This window comes from Caulobacter sp. FG121, from assembly GCF_057809815.1.
This window is the reverse complement of record NZ_JBMDKR010000006.1, coordinates 223,577-240,743: the sequence shown is the minus strand read 5'-3', so window position 1 is coordinate 240,743 and position 17,167 is coordinate 223,577. Positions and strand designations below refer to the sequence as shown.

16 protein-coding genes are annotated in these 17,167 nt (G+C 68.6%); 10 read left to right on the top strand and 6 right to left on the bottom strand.

Annotation, left to right across the window (positions count from 1 at the left end):
- The first annotated feature begins 39 nt into the window (after positions 1–39).
- The 3 genes from ACODSL_RS15940 to ACODSL_RS15930 all read left to right on the top strand — a co-directional run bounded on the left by ACODSL_RS15940 (position 40) and on the right by ACODSL_RS15930 (position 4,028).
- Positions 40–1,689 (top strand): M28 family metallopeptidase, encoded by a 1,650-nt coding sequence (locus ACODSL_RS15940; RefSeq protein ID WP_488901698.1) that lies wholly within the window; start codon positions 40–42, stop codon positions 1,687–1,689.
- Positions 1,690–1,708: 19 nt separating this feature from the next.
- Positions 1,709–3,097, top strand: a complete 1,389-nt coding sequence (locus tag ACODSL_RS15935; RefSeq protein WP_488901697.1) for an L-serine ammonia-lyase — start codon at positions 1,709–1,711, stop codon at positions 3,095–3,097.
- A gap of 127 nt (positions 3,098–3,224) precedes the next feature.
- Positions 3,225–4,028 (top strand): DUF72 domain-containing protein, encoded by an 804-nt coding sequence (locus ACODSL_RS15930; RefSeq protein ID WP_488901696.1) that lies wholly within the window; start codon positions 3,225–3,227, stop codon positions 4,026–4,028.
- A 12-nt stretch (positions 4,029–4,040) separates the two neighbouring features.
- Here ACODSL_RS15930 and ACODSL_RS15925 read toward each other — a convergent pair whose 3' ends face one another.
- The 5 genes from ACODSL_RS15925 to zapE form a co-directional block, all read right to left on the bottom strand.
- A complete protein-coding gene (locus ACODSL_RS15925; protein WP_488901695.1) occupies positions 4,041–4,823 on the bottom strand; it encodes a succinate dehydrogenase iron-sulfur subunit in 783 nt (260 codons plus the stop codon).
- A gap of 7 nt (positions 4,824–4,830) precedes the next feature.
- Positions 4,831–6,618, bottom strand: coding sequence for a succinate dehydrogenase flavoprotein subunit (sdhA, locus tag ACODSL_RS15920; RefSeq protein WP_488901694.1), 1,788 nt, complete (start codon positions 6,616–6,618; stop codon positions 4,831–4,833).
- Positions 6,618–7,019, bottom strand: a complete 402-nt coding sequence (gene sdhD / locus ACODSL_RS15915; RefSeq protein WP_488901693.1) for a succinate dehydrogenase, hydrophobic membrane anchor protein — start codon at positions 7,017–7,019, stop codon at positions 6,618–6,620. The genes sdhA and sdhD overlap by 1 nt, the downstream gene beginning before the upstream one ends.
- Positions 7,016–7,426, bottom strand: a complete 411-nt coding sequence (gene sdhC / locus ACODSL_RS15910) for a succinate dehydrogenase, cytochrome b556 subunit (protein WP_488901692.1) — start codon at positions 7,424–7,426, stop codon at positions 7,016–7,018. Before sdhC ends, sdhD begins: the two co-directional genes overlap by 4 nt.
- A 75-nt stretch (positions 7,427–7,501) precedes the next feature.
- Positions 7,502–8,626 carry a cell division protein ZapE gene (gene zapE / locus ACODSL_RS15905; RefSeq protein ID WP_488901691.1) on the bottom strand — a complete coding sequence of 375 codons (1,125 nt, stop codon included), beginning with the start codon at positions 8,624–8,626 and terminating at the stop codon, positions 7,502–7,504.
- Between the two features lie 76 nt (positions 8,627–8,702).
- Between zapE and ACODSL_RS15900 the strand changes: the two genes are divergently transcribed.
- The gene (locus ACODSL_RS15900; protein WP_488901690.1) at positions 8,703–10,067 is read left to right on the top strand and encodes a tryptophanase; all 1,365 of its coding nucleotides are present in this window, start codon (positions 8,703–8,705) and stop codon (positions 10,065–10,067) included.
- On the opposite strand, the gene ACODSL_RS15895 is transcribed toward ACODSL_RS15900, so the two are convergent.
- On the bottom strand, positions 10,064–10,696 hold the full coding sequence (locus tag ACODSL_RS15895; protein WP_488901689.1) for a hypothetical protein: 633 nt from the start codon (positions 10,694–10,696) through the stop codon (positions 10,064–10,066). The two genes, ACODSL_RS15900 and ACODSL_RS15895, sit on opposite strands and share 4 nt — an antisense overlap.
- A gap of 85 nt (positions 10,697–10,781) precedes the next feature.
- Between ACODSL_RS15895 and rsmI the strand changes: the two genes are divergently transcribed.
- The 6 genes from rsmI to ACODSL_RS15865 all read left to right on the top strand — a co-directional run bounded on the left by rsmI (position 10,782) and on the right by ACODSL_RS15865 (position 17,146).
- The gene (gene rsmI / locus ACODSL_RS15890) at positions 10,782–11,651 is read left to right on the top strand and encodes a 16S rRNA (cytidine(1402)-2'-O)-methyltransferase (protein WP_488901688.1); all 870 of its coding nucleotides are present in this window, start codon (positions 10,782–10,784) and stop codon (positions 11,649–11,651) included.
- Positions 11,648–12,022: a YraN family protein gene (locus tag ACODSL_RS15885; RefSeq protein WP_488901687.1), complete on the top strand. Its 375-nt coding sequence runs from the start codon at positions 11,648–11,650 to the stop codon at positions 12,020–12,022. Before rsmI ends, ACODSL_RS15885 begins: the two co-directional genes overlap by 4 nt.
- Before the next feature lie 14 nt (positions 12,023–12,036).
- Positions 12,037–12,852, top strand: coding sequence for a SirB1 family protein (locus tag ACODSL_RS15880; RefSeq protein WP_488901686.1), 816 nt, complete (start codon positions 12,037–12,039; stop codon positions 12,850–12,852).
- A 76-nt stretch (positions 12,853–12,928) separates the two neighbouring features.
- Positions 12,929–13,879 (top strand): glutathione synthase, encoded by a 951-nt coding sequence (gshB, locus tag ACODSL_RS15875; RefSeq protein ID WP_488901685.1) that lies wholly within the window; start codon positions 12,929–12,931, stop codon positions 13,877–13,879.
- Positions 13,880–14,004: 125 nt separating this feature from the next.
- The gene (locus ACODSL_RS15870; protein WP_488901684.1) at positions 14,005–15,540 is read left to right on the top strand and encodes a YifB family Mg chelatase-like AAA ATPase; all 1,536 of its coding nucleotides are present in this window, start codon (positions 14,005–14,007) and stop codon (positions 15,538–15,540) included.
- Positions 15,541–15,613: 73 nt separating this feature from the next.
- Positions 15,614–17,146, top strand: coding sequence for an ABC-F family ATP-binding cassette domain-containing protein (locus ACODSL_RS15865; RefSeq protein ID WP_488901683.1), 1,533 nt, complete (start codon positions 15,614–15,616; stop codon positions 17,144–17,146).
- Positions 17,147–17,167 lie beyond the last annotated feature (21 nt).

Below are 17,167 nucleotides of genomic sequence, written 5' to 3'. Positions count from 1 at the left end.
TCCGCACCGCAAAATCCTCGCCACCAAGAGCGCTGTTTCATGAAAAAGCTTCTGCTTGCCGCCCTCGTCGCCGCGTTGCCGCTTGCGGCCCTGGCCGCCGAGCCCGTGGTCAATCCCGCCCATCTGGCGACCGACATCAAAGTCCTGGCGTCCGACGCCTTCGAGGGCCGCGGCCCGGCGACCCCCGGCGGTGACAAGGCGGTAGCCTGGATCATCGGCCAGATGATCGCGGCGGGCCTGCAGCCGGGCGGCGACCTGAAGGACGGCAAGCGCGCCTGGACCCAGGACGTGCCGCTCGGCCGGTTCGAGATGAAGGGGCCCGTGACCTCGAGCTTCTCGGTGGGCGGCCAGCAGATCGCGCTGAACCAGGGCGAGCAGATCGCCATCCGCGCCAGCCTGACCAACGCCGACAGCGTCAACCTGGCCAATACGCCGGTGGTCTTCGCCGGCTACGGCGTCGACGCCCCCGAGCGCAAGTGGAACGACTTCGCGGGCATGGACGTGAAGGGCAAGATCGTCATCGTCCTGATCAACGACCCGGACTTCGAGTCCGGCAAGGGCGACTTCGGCGGCAAGGCCATGACCTACTACGGCCGCTGGACCTACAAGTACGAAGAGGCCGCCCGCCTCGGCGCCGCCGGCCTGATCATCGTTCATGAGACCGGGCCCGCCTCCTATGGCTGGGCCACGGTGAAGAACTCCAACACCAATGTGATGTTCGACATCGTCCGCGCCGAGCCGACGAAAAGCCACCCGCCGCTGGAAGCCTGGATGCAGCGCGACGTCGCGGTCGATCTGTTCCGCCGCGCCGGTCTCGACTTCGACGCGCTGAAGAAGAAGGCCGCCAAGCGCGGCTTCAAGGCCGTCGAACTGCCGGGTGTGACCTTCTCGGCCAGCTACAGTGTCGACCATCAGGTGATCGTCTCGAAGAACGTCGTCGGCGTGCTGCCCGGCAAGACGCGCCCGGACGAGCGCCTGTTCTTCACCGCCCACTGGGACCACCTGGGCGTCGGCCGGCCCGACGCGAAGGGCGACACGATCTACAACGGCGCCGTGGACAACGCGACGGGCATCGCCGCCCTGTTGGAGCTAGGCCGGATGTACGCCGCCGCCCCGCCCACCGACCGCACGCTGGTGTTCCTCGCCGTGACGGCCGAGGAAAAGGGCCTGCTGGGCTCGGAATACTACGCCGCCAACCCGCTCTACCCGCTGGCCACGACAGTCGCCGACCTGAACATGGACGCCCTGAGCCCGACCGGCCCGGCGCGGGACTTCACGACGTCTGGTGACGGCAAGGTCAGCCTGCAGGATGATCTGGTCGCGGCGCTCAAGGCCCACGGCCGGACCTTCACGCCCGACCCCGCGCCGGAAGCCGGCCACTTCTTCCGCTCGGACCACTTCCCGTTCGCCAAACGCGGCGTGCCGGCCATCTCGATCGGCTCGGGCGAGGACCTGATCAACGGCGGCGTCGCCGCCGGCAAGGCCTACGGCGAGCGCTACGTGAAGGACATGTACCACCAGCCGGCGGATGAATGGTCGGACGACTGGGACCTGTCGGGCATGACCACGGACATCGGCCTGCTCTATGGCCTCGGCCTCGACCTGGCCAACTCCAGCCGCTGGCCGGAGTGGCAGGCGGGCTCCGAGTTCAAGGCCACCCGCGACGCCACGGCGGCCCAGCGCAACTAGGGACGGGCCCGGCAAGGCCATGACCGTCAGCGTCTTCGACCTGTTCAAGCCCGGCATCGGGCCGTCCAGTTCGCACACCATGGGCCCGATGAGCGCCGCCGTGCGCTTCGTCGGGCTGCTGCGCGCGGCGCGTCTTCCGGCGCCGGTCTCGCGGGTGGAGGTCAAGCTCTACGCGAGCCTCGCCCTGACCGGGAAAGGGCACGCCACCGACACGGCCGTGATGCTGGGGCTGATGGGTTTCGTGCCCGCGACGCTCGATCCCGACGCCGGCGAGGCGGCGCTGGCGGCCCTGCGCGCCGAGCAGTGGATGGTGCTGGGCGGCGATGGACCCGGCATCGCCTTCGATCCGGCGTCGGACATCGTCTGGGCCGGCCGGGAGCGTCTGCCGCAGCATCCCAACGCCCTGACCTTCACGGCCTTCTCGGGCGAAGCCGAACTGCTGCAGCGTTCGTACTTCTCCATCGGCGGCGGCTTCGTGCGCGACGAGGACGAAATCCACCGCAACACCGGCGATGAGGAAGGGCCGCCCGTGCCCTACCCCTACGAGTCGGGCGCCGAACTGCTGGCCATGACGGCGACCGCCGGGGTGACCATCGCCGAGGCGATGATGGCCAACGAGCGCGTGCGCCGGTCCGAGGCCGAGGTCACCGCTGGGCTCGATACGATCTTCGACGCCATGGAGGCCTGCATTGACCGCGGCATGCGCATCGGCGGGACCCTGCCGGGCGGTCTGAACGTCAAGCGACGGGCGCAGCAGGTGCACCGGGCTATCATGGCCAAGGTCGAGAAGCAGATCAGCGACCCGCTGGCGGCGATGGACTTCGTCAACCTCTGGGCCCTGGCGGTCAACGAGGAGAACGCCGCCGGCGGCAAGGTGGTCACCGCCCCGACCAACGGCGCTGCCGGGCTGATCCCGGCGGTGCTGCGGTTCTACAACCGTTTCTACCAGGGCACGGCCGAGGGTCGCCGCACGTTCCTGCTGACCGCCGCCGCCATCGGCGCCCTGTACAAGAAGAACGCCTCGATCAGCGGCGCCGAGGTCGGTTGCCAGGGCGAGGTCGGCGTGGCCTGTTCCATGGCCGCCGCCGGCCTGTGCGCAGCGCTGGGCGGGACCAACAGCCAGATCGAGAACGCCGCCGAGATCGGCATGGAGCACAATCTGGGACTGACCTGCGACCCGATCGGCGGCCTGGTCCAGATTCCCTGTATCGAGCGCAACGCCATGGGCGCCATCAAGGCCATCGACGCCGCGCGGCTGGCGTTGCTGGGGGATGGGGAGCACAGCGTGAGCCTCGACAAGGTCATCGCCACGATGAAGCGCACCGGCGAGGACATGAACGAGATCTACAAGGAAACCTCGCTGGGTGGGCTGGCGGTCGGGCTGGCGGTGAACCGGGTGGAATGCTGAGCAGGGTGCGTGGTTCGAGACGCTCAGCTGAAGCCTCGCTCCTCACCATGACGCCATTTGTGCGGCCCACCCAAGTTCGTCATCCTGAGGAGCCCGCGCAGCGGGCGTCTCGAAGGACGCAGGACCGATGAGCAACCCTTCCCAAATCCGCGTCGGCGTCGGCGGCTGGACGTTCGAGCCGTGGCGAGGCGTCTTCTATCCGGACACGCTCAAGCAGAAGGACGAGCTCGGCTACATGAGCCGTCAGCTGCGGGCGATCGAGATCAACGGCACCTACTACTCGACCTTCAAGCCGGACAGCTGGCGCAAGTGGGGGGACGAGACGCCGGACGGGTTCGTGTTCACCGTCAAGGGCAGCCGCTTCACCACCAACCGCAAGGTGCTGGCCGAGGCCGGCGAGAGCCTCGGGCGGTTCTTCGACCAGGGCATCAGCGAGCTGGGCGACAAGCTGGGGCCGGTGTTCTGGCAGTTCGCCAACTCAAAGAAGTTCGACCCGGACGACTTCGGCGCCTTCCTGGAGCTGCTGCCGAAGTCGGTCGACGGCGTGCCGCTGCGCCATGCGGTCGAGGTGCGGCACGACAGTTTCTGCACGCCCGAATTCCCGGCCCTGCTGCGCAGGCACAACATCGCCAACGTCTACGCCGACCACGCCACCTATCCCGAGATCGCCGATGTGACGTCGGACTTCGTCTACGCCCGGCTGCAGACTGGCTCGGACGACGTCGACACGGCCTATGCGCCGAAGGATCTCGACACATGGGCGGGCCGGCTGAAGACCTGGGCCAATGGCGGCGAGCCGGAAGACCTGCCCAAGGTCGATCCCGCGTTTCTGCCGCCGGCGAAACCGCGAGACGTGTTCGCCTTCATCATCCACGAAGGCAAGGTGCGGGCTCCGCACGGGGCGGTGGCGTTGCAGTCCCGGGTCGACTGACGGACGGCCGCGTCAGGCGACGCGTTCGACCATCAGCTTCTTGATCTCGGCGATCGCCTTGGCCGGGTTCAGCCCCTTGGGGCAGACCTGGGCGCAGTTCATGATCGTGTGGCAGCGATAGAGCTTGAAGGGGTCCTCAAGCGCGTCGAGCCGCGCGCCGGTGGCCTCGTCGCGGCTGTCGATCAGCCAGCGGTAGGCGTGCAGCAGGGTGGCCGGGCCGAGGTACTTCTCGCCGTTCCACCAGTAGCTGGGGCAGGAGGTCGAACAGCAGGCGCAGAGGATGCACTCGTACAGGCCGTCCAGCTTGGCGCGGTCCTCGACCGACTGTTTCCACTCGGCGCGGGGTTCGGGGGTCTCGGTATGCAGCCAGGGCTCGATCGAGGCGTACTGGGCGTAGAACAGGGTCAGGTCGGGGACCAGGTCCTTGACCACCGGCTGGCTGGGCAGCGGCGAGATCTGGATCTCCTTGCCCGGCACCTCTTCCCAGCCGCAGGTGCAGGCCAGGGTGTTGCGGCCGCCGATGTTCATGGCGCAGGAGCCGCAGACGCCCTCGCGGCAGGACCGGCGGAAAGTCAGGGTCGGGTCGACGGTGTTCTTGATGTGGATGAGGACGTCCAGCAGCATCGGGCCGCAGGCGTCGACGTCGACGTCATAGGTGTCCCAGCGAGGATTCTCGGACCCTTCCGGATCGTAGCGGTAGACACGGAACGTCTTGACCCGCTTGGCGCCCTTCGGCGCGGGATAGTGACGGCCCTTGCCGACGCGGGAGTTCTTGGGGAGCGCGAGCTGAACCATCGTGTCCTCAGTAAACCCGCGCCTTGGGCGGGATGTAGGCGATGTCGTTCGACATCGTGTAGCTGTGCACCGGGCGGTAATCGATCTTCACCTTGCCCGAGGCGTCGTCGAACCAGGCCAGGGTGTGCTTCATCCACTGGTCGTCGTCGCGGTTCGGGAAGTCCTCGCGGGCGTGGGCGCCGCGGCTTTCGGTGCGGTTCAGGGCCCCGGCGACAGTGACGGCGGCCTGGACGACGAGGTTGTCGAACTCCAGCGTCTCCATCAGATCGCTGTTCCAGACCAGGCCGCGGTCGCTGACGCCGATGTCCTTGCGGGCGGCGACCACGGCGTTGACGCGCTCGACGCCGCTCTTCAGCGACTCGCCGGTGCGGAACACGGCCGCGTCTTCCTGCATGGCGCGCTGCATCTCGAGCCGCAGATCGGCAGTCGGACGGGAACCCGAAGCGTTGCGGAAGCGGTCGAACCGGGCGACGTGCCCGTCGGTCATGGCCGCCTTCAGTTCCGGCTGGGTCGCGCCGGGCTTCAGCTGCTCGGCGCAGCGCAGGCCGACCGCGCGGCCGAACACCACCAGGTCGATCAGGCTGTTGGAGCCGAGGCGGTTGGCCCCGTGCACCGACACGCAGGCGGCCTCGCCCACGGCCATCAGGCCCGGAACGATCTCGTCGGCGTTCTTGCCTTTCTTGGTCACGACCTCGCCGTGATAGTTCGTCTGCAGGCCGCCCATATTGTAGTGGACCGTCGGCAGGACGGGGATGGGGGCCTTGGTCACGTCGACGCCGGCGAACACCTTGGCGGTCTCGGAGATACCCGGCAGGCGCTCGTGCAGCACCTTGGGATCGAGGTGATCGAGGTGCAGGAAGATGTGGTCCTTGTTCGGACCCACGCCGCGGCCTTCACGGATCTCGATGGTCATGGCGCGGCTGACCATGTCGCGCGGCGCCAGGTCCTTCACGGACGGCGCATAGCGCTCCATGAAGCGCTCGCCCTCGGAATTGGTCAGATAGCCGCCTTCGCCGCGGGCGCCTTCGGTGATCAGGCAGCCGGCCGGGAAGATGCCGGTCGGGTGGAACTGGACGAACTCCATGTCCTGCAGCGGCAGGCCGGCGCGCAGGGCCATGCCGCCGCCGTCGCCGGTGCAGGTGTGGGCGCTGGTGGCCGACAGATAGGCGCGGCCGTAGCCGCCCGTGGCCAGCACGGTCTTCTGGGCCTGGAACCGGTGCAGGGTGCCGTCGTCGAGCTTCCAGGCGGTGACGCCCATGCAGACGCCGTCTTCCATGATCAGGTCGAGGGCGAAGTACTCGATGAAGAACTCGACCTCCTTCGACAGCGCCTGGCCGTACATCGTGTGCAGCATGGCGTGGCCGGTGCGGTCGGCCGCGGCGCAGGTGCGCTGGATCGGGGCCTCGCCGTAGTTGCGGGTCATGCCGCCGAAGGCGCGCTGGTAGATCTTGCCTTCCGGCGTCCGCGAGAAGGGCACGCCCCAGTGCTCGAGCTCGTACACGGCGGCGGGCGCATTGCGGGTGAGATATTCGATGGCGTCCTGGTCGCCCAGCCAGTCCGACCCCTTGACGGTGTCGTACATGTGCCAGCGCCAGTCATCCTCGCCCATGTTGCCCAGCGAGGCGGAGATGCCGCCCTGGGCGGCGACGGTGTGCGAGCGGGTCGGGAAGACCTTGCTGATGCAGGCCGTCTTCAGGCCGGCCTGGGCGCAACCGAGCGCGGCGCGAAGACCGGAACCTCCGGCCCCCACCACCACGACGTCGAAGCGGTGGTCGATGAAATCATAGGCCGGCATCAGAAGGCTCCGAGGAGGGCCACCTTGAGGATGGCGAAGACCCCCAGAGCGGCGCCGAGGACGCAGACGAGATAGTTGGCGATGAGCAGCGCGGACTTGGCCACGAAGCCCTGGATGTAGTCCTCGATCACCACCTGCAGGGCGAGGCGCAGATGCAGGAAGCCGGCGACGATGAACAGGCTCAGCAACACCGCGTTGAGCGGCTGAGCCAGCCATTCGACAGCGGCCATGTAGCCGCCGGCGGCGACCTTGAGGCCGGCGTAGGCCGCCCAGATCGACAGCGGGATCAGGGCCAGGCCGGAAACGCGGTCGGCGATGAAGTGACCGACGCCGTGCTTGGCGGCGCCCAGACCCCGGGCGCGCGACAGCGGTGTGCGGAAGCCGGCTTTGGAGACGCTCATGACAGGCCTCCCGTCTGGCCGGCGATGATCCAGACACCGGCCGTGGCGACCAGGGCGAAGACGATGCCGGCGATGACGATGGTGTCAGCGACCTTCGGCGTGAAGCCCTTGCCGGTATCCCACATCAGGTGGCGGACGTTGCTGGCCACGGTGAAGAACAGGGCGAAGGTCAGGCCCAGCAGCACCAGCTTGCCCGGCAGGGAACCGAGGACGGCGATGAAGCCGTCGTAGCTCTGCTGCCCGGACGCCAGGGCGACCGCCCAGGCGACGAGAATGAGCGCGCCGACATAGAGGCCCATGAGGCAGGCGCGATGAAGGATGGAGCCCAGCATGGTCACATGCCAGCGCCACACCTGCAGGTGGGGCGAAAGGGGACGTTCACGGACCCCCGACGAGGCTTCGGTCATTTGGTTCCCGGCGGTTGCGAGGCTGCACGGCTATTTACGCCGCAAGCCGGGGGTGTCAACGCGAGCAGGGGTTTTTCAGCCCTCGTCCCGCACCCGTTCGAGCCAGTCGGCCGAGCGCATCTCCTGCAGGCGGGACACGGTGCGCTCGAATTCGAACGATCCGTCGCCCTCCGGATAGAGGCCGGTCGGCTCGACGGCGGCCAGGGCGACGAGCTTGGCGCCCGCCTCGTAGAGCGCGTCGATCAGGGTGTTGAACCGTTTGGCTGAATCGCGCCGGGCGGGGGTGAGGCGCGGGATGTCTTCCAGAAACACGGTGTGGAAGCGGTCGGCGACGGCCAGATAGTCCTGCGGTCCCAGCGCATGTTCGCACAGGCTGGCGAAACTGGCGCGCAGCAGGCCGCCGCTGGCCCTTGGCAGGTGCAGCTTGCGGCCGAGGACCTCGAGTGTCGCGCCGGTCTCGGGCGCGCCGTCGAGCATGTCGGCCCAAAGCCGGTCGAACTCGCGGCCATTGTCGGGATCGGCGGGCGCCAGCCAGGTGCGGGCCCCGCGCAGCCGGTCGAGCCTGAAATCCACCGGCCCGCGCACAGCCACCACCTCCAGCCGGTCCTTCAGCATCGCGATAAAGGGCAGGAAGAGCTGGCGGTTGAGGCCGTCGTTGTAGAGATCGTCCGGCGGCCGGTTGGACGTAGCCACAAGGGTCACGCCCTGGGCGAAGAGGGCCTCGAACAGCCGACCGAGAATCATCGCGTCGGCGATGTCGGTGACCTGCAGTTCGTCGAAGCACAGCAGCCGGGCGGATTCGGCGATCAGCTCCGCGGTCGGCTGGATCGGATCATCGCCTTTCGCCTGGCCGAAGCGGGCCTTGCGGGCTGCGGCGTCGCCCTTGCGCCAGGCGTCGATGTCGCGATGCACCTCGGCCATGAAGACGTGAAAATGGGTGCGGCGCTTTTTGGCGATCGGCGCGGAGTCGAAAAACAGGTCCATCAGCATGGACTTGCCCCGACCGACCGGGCCCCAGAGATACAGCCCGCGCGCGCCTTTCGGCTTGCGGAACAGCGAGGAGAACCCCGGCTCGGACAAGGCGTTGAGGTCGCCCTCCAGGCGCGACAGGGCGACCAGCGCCTGCTCCTGCGCCGCATCGGGCCTGATGTCGCCCCGGGAAAGACGCTCGCGATAGGCGGCGCGGACGGATAAAGGCATCACCAAAGCGGTTAGCGCGCGCCCCTCCTCTCTTCAATGGGAGACGCGCGCTTCAACGAACATCGAGACCCTGTCCATGCGCACCATCATCGAACCCTTCCGCATCAAGGCGGTCGAGCCCATCCGCATGACCACGCGGGAAGAGCGGCTGAAACTGATCGAAAAGGCGGACTACAACCTGTTCGCCCTGCACTCCGACGACGTGCTGATCGACCTGCTGACCGACAGCGGCACCTCGGCCATGAGCGCCCGCCAGCAGGCGGCCTTGATGTCCGGCGACGAGAGCTACGCCGGCAGTCCGTCCTTCTTCCGCTTCGAGGCGGCGGTGAAGGAGCTGATGCCGTTCAAATATGTTATCCCGACCCACCAGGGCCGGGCGGCGGAAGCCATCCTGTTCTCGATCCTCGGCGGGCCGGGCAAGACCATCCCGTCCAACACCCATTTCGACACCACCCGCGGCAACATCGAATCGACGGGCGCCGAGGGTCATGACCTGGTGATCGCCGAGGGTCTCGACCCGCGCAGCGACCACCCGTTCAAGGGCAACATGGACCTGGAACGACTGCAGGCCTTCCTCGCCGAGCACGGCGACGCGGTCCCCTGTGTCATGCTGACCGTGACCAACAACGCCGGCGGCGGCCAGCCGGTGAGTCTGGCCAACATCCGCTCCGTCGCGCGCATCGCCCATGCCCACAAGAAGCCCTTCATCATCGACGGCTGCCGGTTCGCCGAGAACGCCTACTTCATCAAGATGCGCGAGCCAGGCCAGGAGGGCCGATCGATCAAGGACATCGTGCGCGACATGTTCGCCCTGGCCGACGGCATGACCATGTCGGCCAAGAAGGACGCCTTCGCCAACATCGGCGGCTGGCTGGCCCTCAACGACGATGATCTGGCCCAGGCCGCGCGCAACAGGCTGATCCTGACCGAAGGCTTCCCGACCTACGGGGGTCTCGCGGGTCGCGATCTGGACGCCATCGCCCAGGGCCTGACCGAGATCATCGACGAGGACTACCTGCGCTACCGGCTGCGCAGCATGGCCTATATCGGCGAACGGCTCGAGGCGATGGGGGTGCCGACGGTGCGGCCGACCGGCGGGCACGCGGTGTTCATCGACGCCCGCAACTTCCTGTCGCATATCCCGCCGAGCCAGTATCCGGGCCAGGCCCTTGCGGTGGCGCTCTATGTCGAGGGTGGCATCCGTTCCTGCGAGATCGGCACGGTGATGTTCGGTCTGAAACCCGACGGAACCGAGGTCGAGGCGCCGATGGACCTCGTCCGCATGGCCTTCCCCCGCCGCGTCTACACCCAGAGCCACGCCGACTACATCGTCGAGGTGTTCGAGGAGATCGCCGCCCGCAAGGACAGCCTGAAGGGCATGCGCATCACCTGGCAGCCCGCCGCGATGCGTCACTTCACGGCGAAGTTCGCGCCGCTCTAGCGCGCCCCGAGGTCTTTCAGCGCGAATCGCCAGCCGGACGGGCTGCCACAGGCGCAGCCGTGCATCACGCCGTCCTTTGACCACCAGATCAGGACGGGTGTGCCGAAGCTGATCCCGTTGGCCTTCAGCAGCGGCGTCAGCTTCTCGACCATGCCGCGGCCGGCTTCGACCACGGCGGTGCGGGCCATGTCGCCATCAGCGGGCGGGATGCCCTGGGCGGTCCAGGCCTCGATCGGCGCTGCGTCCCAGCTCTGCATCAGGGCCCAGCTTCGGTTGATCCACAGCTCGGCGACCGTCGACCGTTCGGCGGCCGTCGACTGCGCCTGGCCATTCCGGTCGGGCCAGGCGAACTCGATCACCCGCGTGTCAACGCCGGCCTCGACGAGTTTGGGCAAGGCGTCGGTCTTGAAGGCGATGCAACTGGGGCAGGCGCGGAAACCAACCATGTACAGCTTCGGTCCGGTCAGGCCGGGCGAGACCCAGCCGGACTGTTCGAGCAGGGCGGCGATCTCGGCCTGGTTCCTGGTGATGGTCTTGGGCCGCCAGCGCAGGTCCAGCCACCAATAGGCCCCGACAGCGACAACCACCGCCACGGCGATCAGCACAAACCAGACGACGAGCTTGTTCACGGCGCTTCCTTTGCGAGGGGCAGCCTTCTATCCCTTGACTGAAGAGAGCGGGCAAGGCGCTCTCGCGTTCCGCACGGAGTTCGCCTTGTCCCGCCATCCGCCGCCGCCGCCGTTGTCCGACGTCCCGCTTGAGCCCGGTCTCTATGTGGTGGCGACGCCGATCGGCAATCTGCGCGACATCACCCTGCGGGCGCTGGACGTGCTGGCGGGCTGCGATCTGTTGCTGGCCGAGGACACGCGGGTAACCGGCAATCTGCTTAGCGCCTACGGTCTCAGCAAGACCATGCTGCGCTACGACGAGCATGCCGCCGAACGGGCGCGGCCGAGGATCATGGCCGCGCTCGAGCAGGGGCAGAGCGTGGCCCAGGTGTCCGACGCGGGCACGCCGCTGGTCTCCGATCCGGGCTTCCGGCTGGTCCGGGAGGTGATCGCGGCCGGTCACCGCGTGTTCCCCATTCCCGGACCTTCGGCGGCGCTGGCGGCCCTTACCCTGGCGGGCCTGCCCACCGACCGGTTCCTGTTCGCCGGCTTTCCGCCGCCCAAGAGCGCGGCGCGACGGACCTTCCTGGCGGAGGTCGCCAACGTCCACGCCACCCTGATCTTCTACGAGAGCGGCCCGCGCCTTCGCGCCAGCCTGACCGACATGGCCGCCGTCTTCCGCGACCGCGAGGCAGCCGTGGCGCGGGAGCTGACCAAGCTGTTCGAGACCACGGTCCGCGGCACGCTGAGCGAACTGGCCGCTGATCCGAAGCTCGACGGGCCGAAGGGCGAGATCGTCATCCTCGTCGGTCCGGGCGCCGAGCAGGTTTCAACCGCCGAAGACGCCGACACGGCGCTCGCCGACGCCCTGACCCGCCTGCCGCCCGGCGAAGCGGCCTCCGAGGTCGCCCGGGCGCTCGGCCTGAACCGGCGCGATCTCTACAAGCGGGCGATGGCTCTGAGGGACGGCCGGTGACCAGCGTCCGTAGCCGGCGCGGCAGCCTGGCCCGCCGCAGCGGGCGACGCGGCGAGGTGCTGGCGGCGCTGCTGCTGATGCTCAGGGGTTACCGCATCCTCGGATTCCGGCTGGCCTCGCCGCAGGGGGAGATCGACCTGCTCGCACTCAAGGCCGGCGTGCTGGCCGTGGTGGAGGTCAAGCGCCGCACCACGCTGGAGACCGCGCTGGAAGCCGTTCGACCGGACCAGCGCCAGCGCCTTCGCCGCGCCGCCGCGTCGATCGCCGCGGGGCGGCCCGGCCTGAAGGGCGCGACGATCCGCCTCGACCTGATCGCTCTCGCCCCCGGCCGGTGGCCGCGCCATATTCCCGACGCCTGGAAGGGCGGCTGAGGCGTTAGGACCGCATGACCCGCGAAGACGCAGAACAGTTCCTGACCGAAGCCGGCAAGCTGGCCGACGACGGGTTTCCGCTGTTCGAAGCCGCTCTGGCCTGTGCCGTGCACGACGACCCGGACCGCGACGCGGACGCGGCGCGCGCCGTCGCCAATGAAGGCGCGGACCATCTCGCCCGCCGCTTGCAGAGCGAATCCCCCGAGGAAGCCATTGCCGAGTCCATGGCCGGCGACCTGCGGCTGCAGGGCGACCTGATGACCTACGATCATCCGGACAACGCCGATGTGATCGCCATCGCCGGTCGGCGCATGGGCATTCCCGTGTCGCTGGGCGTCTTCTACCTGCATGCCGCGCGACGCTGCGATCTGGATGTGCGCGGCGTCGATTTTCCGGGCCACTTCCTGCTGCGTATCGAAACGCGTGAGGGACCGCTGGCGCTGGATCCCTTCAGCGAGGGCCGGGTGGTGCTGCCCTCCGAGCTGTCCCGTCGCGCCTTTCGCGCCGGCCTGACCCCCGACGTCGCCGGCCGGCTCGAGCTGCTGATGGCGCCGATGAGCGACCGGGCGGTGCTGATCCGGCTACAGAACAACATCTTCGCCCGCGCCCAGACGGCCGGCGACTGGCCGAGGGCCGAGCGCTCGGCCCTGCGTCGGGCCCTTCTCGACCCGACCGATCATCGACCGTGGCTGGATGTGGCCGCCGCCCGCGAGGGTCAGGGGGCGCTCGCCGGAGCTTTACAGGCGCTCGGGCACGCCCAGTTGCTGGACGGCGGCGCGACCCTGGCCGCCCGCGCGGCCCGTGAGCGCATGCGTCTTCAGCTCAACTAGCGGCGACAGCCCCTCCCGCTCGCGGGAAACCATCGCTATGTAGCGTTCGCCGTCACCGTCTGACCAAGGAGCTCCCATGTCATTGAAGGTCGCCGTACAGATGGATCCGATCGAACGGATCAACATCGAGACCGACACCACCTTCATGATGATGATGGAGGCGCAGGCCCGCGGGCATTCGTTGTTAGTCTACACGCCCGACAAGCTGTCGCTGGAAGAGGGCCGGGTCACGGCCCGCGGCCGTCCGGTGACCGTGCAGGCGGTCAAGGGCGACCATGTGACCTTCGGCGAGACCCGTGTCGTCGACATGATCAACGACGTCGATGTGGTGCTGATGCGTCAGGACCCGCCGTTCGACATGGCCTACATCACGGCCACCCACTTCCTCGACAAGATCCACCCCCGGACGCTGGTGGTGAACAACCCGACCGAGGTGCGTAACGCGCCGGAAAAGCTGTTCGTCACGGACTTCCCGGGCGTCCAGCCGCCGACCCTGATCACCAGCGACGTCGAGGCGATCTACGATTTCCGCGAGCGGCACGGTGACATGGTGCTCAAGCCCCTGCACGGCGGCGGCGGCTCGGGTGTAGTGCGGCTGAAGGCCGACGACCCCAATCTCGACGCCCTGCTTGAACTACATGCCCTGATCGGCCGCGACCAGGTCATCGCCCAGAAGTTCATCCCCGCCGTCAGCAAGGGCGACAAGCGGATCCTGCTGGTCGACGGCGAGCCGGTCGGCGCCATCAACCGCATCCCGGCCGAAGGTCAGGTGCGCTCGAACCTGGCCCGCGGAGGCCGGGCCGCCGCGGTCGAGCTGACCACACGCGACCTGGAACTTTGCGCCATCATCGCGCCGGAGCTGAAACGCCGGGGGCTACTGTTCGTCGGCATCGATGTGATCGGCGACTACCTGACCGAGATCAACGTGACCTCGCCGACCGGCGCCCAGCAGCTCAAGCGGTTCGGCGGGGCCGACGCCGCCGCGGCGCTCTTCGATTGTATCGAGGCCATTCGACGCGGTGAGTGAGTTGTGTCGGATAGATGACTGAATCGTTTCAGCTTCCACCTTGGTTCCATATTTGTTCTTGATCCATACCACGCGGCATGGTTGAGTCTGTGGATAAGTCACAGCCACTGTAGCTTGGAGAGGGTATGGTCGCGCGGGTGGTCACCGTGGCGTTCCAGGGCGTCGAAGCCCGGCGCGTCGACGTCGAAGTCCAGCTGACCGGCGGCGAGGCGATCATGGTGGTCGTCGGTCTGGGCGACAAGGCGGTCGCCGAGAGCCGGGAGCGGGTCCGGGGCGCCTTCACCGGTCTTGGACTGGCGATGCCGGGCAAACGCATCGTCGTGAACCTCGCTCCCGCGGACCTTCCCAAGGAAGGCAGTCACTACGACCTGCCGATCGCCCTGGCGGTGATGGCGGCCATGGGCGTGATCCCGGCGGACGCCCTGAACGGCTGGTGCGCGGTCGGCGAGCTGTCGCTGGACGGGTCGATTTCGACGGTGGCCGGGACCCTGCCCGCCGCCGTGGCTGCCGGGGCGATGGACCTCGGTCTGATCTGCCCCGAGGCCTGTGGACCCGAAGCGGCCTGGGCCGGCGGGACCCGGGTGCTTGCGCCGCGCTCGCTGATCGGACTGATCAACCATTTCCGCGGAACCCAGATGCTGTCGGAGCCGAAGGCCGGGCCGATGATCGACGGCGGCCAGGTCCCCGATCTGCGGGACGTGCGCGGCCAGGAACAGGCCAAGCGGGCGCTGGAGATCGCCGCGGCGGGCGGGCACAATCTGCTGTTCTGCGGCCCGCCCGGTTCGGGCAAGTCGATGCTGGCCCAGCGGCTGCCGGGTATCCTGCCGCCCCTGTCGGCCGCCGAGCTGCTGGAGACCTCGATGGTCCATTCGGTGGCCGGGCTGATCGCGCGAGGCGCGCTGACCCGCACGCGGCCTTTCCGCAGTCCGCACCATTCGGCCAGCATGGCCGCGTTGACCGGCGGCGGGCTGAAGGCCAAACCAGGGGAGGTCTCGCTCGCCCACAACGGCGTGCTGTTCCTCGACGAGCTCCCGGAGTTCAGCGCCCAGGCGCTCGATTCCCTGCGCGCGCCGCTGGAGACCGGCGAGGTGATGGTCGCCCGGGCCAACGCCCACATCCGCTATCCCGCCCGCGTGCAGCTGATCGCGGCCCAGAACCCCTGCCGCTGCGGCCATGGCGGCGCGGGCAAGGGCTGGTGCGGCAAGGCCCCCCGATGCCAGCGCGACTACCAGGGCCGGGTGTCCGGCCCGCTGATCGACCGCATCGATCTGCAGGTCGACGTCCCGCCCGTCGCCGCCGCCGATCTGGCCCTGCCGCCGCCGGCCGAGGGCTCCGCAGAGGTGGCCGCCCGCGTGGCCCGGGCCCGCGCGATCCAGACTGCCCGCGCCGAGGCCGACAGCCCTGAGGCGCCGACCCTGAACGCCCGGGCGGACGGCGATTTCCTGACCCGCGCCGCCGCGCTCAATGATCCGGCACGAGCCCTGATGGCGAGGGCCGCCGAGGCCGGCCACCTTACCGCGCGCGGCTGGACCCGGGCGATCCGCCTGGCCCGGACCATCGCCGACCTTGAGGGCGCCGACAGTGTCGGTCGCATCCATGTCGCGGAGGCGCTGATCTATCGTCGGGTCGGCGCGGAGGCCGGAGCCAACGCCGGATCCTGACATCCTGTGGCGTGCGCCGACGCTGTGAGCTACCCAAGGGGCGCCCATCGGGGGCAAAGAGGGTTGATACGTCATGGCGCCGCGGCAGGCCGTGCTCGGCATGGAACAGGCGAGTTTTCACCACGGGGCCAAGCCCGTGTTCGAGGGCGTATCCTTCCTCCTCGACGACGCCCGGACGGCCCTGGTCGGCGAGAACGGAGCCGGCAAGTCGACCCTTCTGAAATGCCTCGCCGGCGAACTGGAACTGGACAGGGGCCAGGTGCTGAAGTCGCGCGGTCTGCGCGTCGGCGCCCTGCCGCAGGACACGCCCGAAGCCTTCGCCGACCTGACCGTGCGCGACGTGCTGCGGCTGTCGCTGGAGAAGATCGGCGCGGGCGACGACGACTGGCGCATCGACGTGCTGCTCGACGAGATCGGCGTCAGCTACGAGACGGCGGAGCAAAGGTTCGGCGACCTGTCCGGCGGCTGGCAGCGGCTGCTGCTGATCGCCGGCGCGGCGCGGCTGGAGGAGCCGGACATGCTCGTGCTCGATGAGCCGACCAACCACCTCGATCTGGCCAACATCAACATTCTCGAGCGCTGGCTGACCGAGGCCTTCGCCCTGCCGATGCTGATCGTCAGCCACGACCGGGAGTTTCTCGACCGGGTGACCGAGCGGACCCTGTTCCTGCGCTCAGACGGCATGCATGCGTTCAAATCGCGCTTCTCCGTCGCCCGCGAGGAACTGCTGCGCCGCGACGCCACCGCCGCCGCCCACCGCAGGCTGGAGGAGAAGGAGGTCAAACGGCTGGAGGCCGCCGCGGCCCGCTACAAGGTCTGGGCGGTCAAGAACCCGGAGCTGAACAAGCGCAAGGCGGCGATCGAGACCCGCATCGCCCGGCTCGAGGCCGACCGCACCCAGACCTTCGTCGCCCGCGACCGGCGGCTGGAGCTGTCCGACGGCGAGATCGAGGCCAAGGTCGCCCTGCGCCTGATGGGCCTGACGGTGAAGACGCCGGACGAGGCCCGCACCCTGCTGACCATCGACAAGCTGACCGTTGCGGCCGGCGACCGCATCGCCATCCTGGGGGCCAACGGCGCGGGCAAGTCGACCCTGCTGTCGGTGCTGGCCAAGGCCTTCGATCCGGACCTTGAGCACTATGACGGCCAGGCCGCCGTGCGCTTCAACCCGGCCACGCGGCTGGCCTGGTTCGACCAGTCGATGCGCGCCCTGCCGCTGAAATCCAGCCTGCTCGACTATGTCGCCGGGGCGCACGACGCGACAGAGAAGGAGGCCACGCGGCTGCTGGCCCAGGCCGGCTTCCCGTTCGTGCGCATCGGCGACCCCATCGCCCTGCTCAGCCACGGCGAACGGTCGCGGCTGATGTTCCTGCGGCTCAAGCTGGAGCGGCCGAACCTCTACCTGCTCGACGAACCGACCAACCACCTCGACATCGAGGGCCAGGAGGCGCTGGAAGCGGAACTGGAAGACGCCGAGGTCTCCTGCCTGTTCGTCTCGCACGATCGCTACTTCACCCGCACGGCGGCGACGCGCTTCCTCGAGATCCGCCGGGGCAAGCTGGTCGAGGTGGAGAGTCCGGACGCCTTCTTCGACGCCCAGGCCTGAGCTAGGCTGCGCCGGGTCGAA

Coding starts and splice junctions, on each gene's coding strand:
- ACODSL_RS15940 (WP_488901698.1), top strand. CDS start 40: ATGAAAAAGCTTCTGCTTGCCGCCCTCGTCGCCGCGTTGCCGCTTGCG.
- ACODSL_RS15935 (WP_488901697.1), top strand. CDS start 1,709: ATGACCGTCAGCGTCTTCGACCTGTTCAAGCCCGGCATCGGGCCGTCC.
- ACODSL_RS15930 (WP_488901696.1), top strand. CDS start 3,225: ATGAGCAACCCTTCCCAAATCCGCGTCGGCGTCGGCGGCTGGACGTTC.
- ACODSL_RS15925 (WP_488901695.1), bottom strand. CDS start 4,823: ATGGTTCAGCTCGCGCTCCCCAAGAACTCCCGCGTCGGCAAGGGCCGT.
- sdhA (WP_488901694.1), bottom strand. CDS start 6,618: ATGCCGGCCTATGATTTCATCGACCACCGCTTCGACGTCGTGGTGGTG.
- sdhD (WP_488901693.1), bottom strand. CDS start 7,019: ATGAGCGTCTCCAAAGCCGGCTTCCGCACACCGCTGTCGCGCGCCCGG.
- sdhC (WP_488901692.1), bottom strand. CDS start 7,426: ATGACCGAAGCCTCGTCGGGGGTCCGTGAACGTCCCCTTTCGCCCCAC.
- zapE (WP_488901691.1), bottom strand. CDS start 8,626: ATGCCTTTATCCGTCCGCGCCGCCTATCGCGAGCGTCTTTCCCGGGGC.
- ACODSL_RS15900 (WP_488901690.1), top strand. CDS start 8,703: ATGCGCACCATCATCGAACCCTTCCGCATCAAGGCGGTCGAGCCCATC.
- ACODSL_RS15880 (WP_488901686.1), top strand. CDS start 12,037: ATGACCCGCGAAGACGCAGAACAGTTCCTGACCGAAGCCGGCAAGCTG.
- gshB (WP_488901685.1), top strand. CDS start 12,929: ATGTCATTGAAGGTCGCCGTACAGATGGATCCGATCGAACGGATCAAC.
- ACODSL_RS15870 (WP_488901684.1), top strand. CDS start 14,005: ATGGTCGCGCGGGTGGTCACCGTGGCGTTCCAGGGCGTCGAAGCCCGG.
- ACODSL_RS15865 (WP_488901683.1), top strand. CDS start 15,614: ATGGCGCCGCGGCAGGCCGTGCTCGGCATGGAACAGGCGAGTTTTCAC.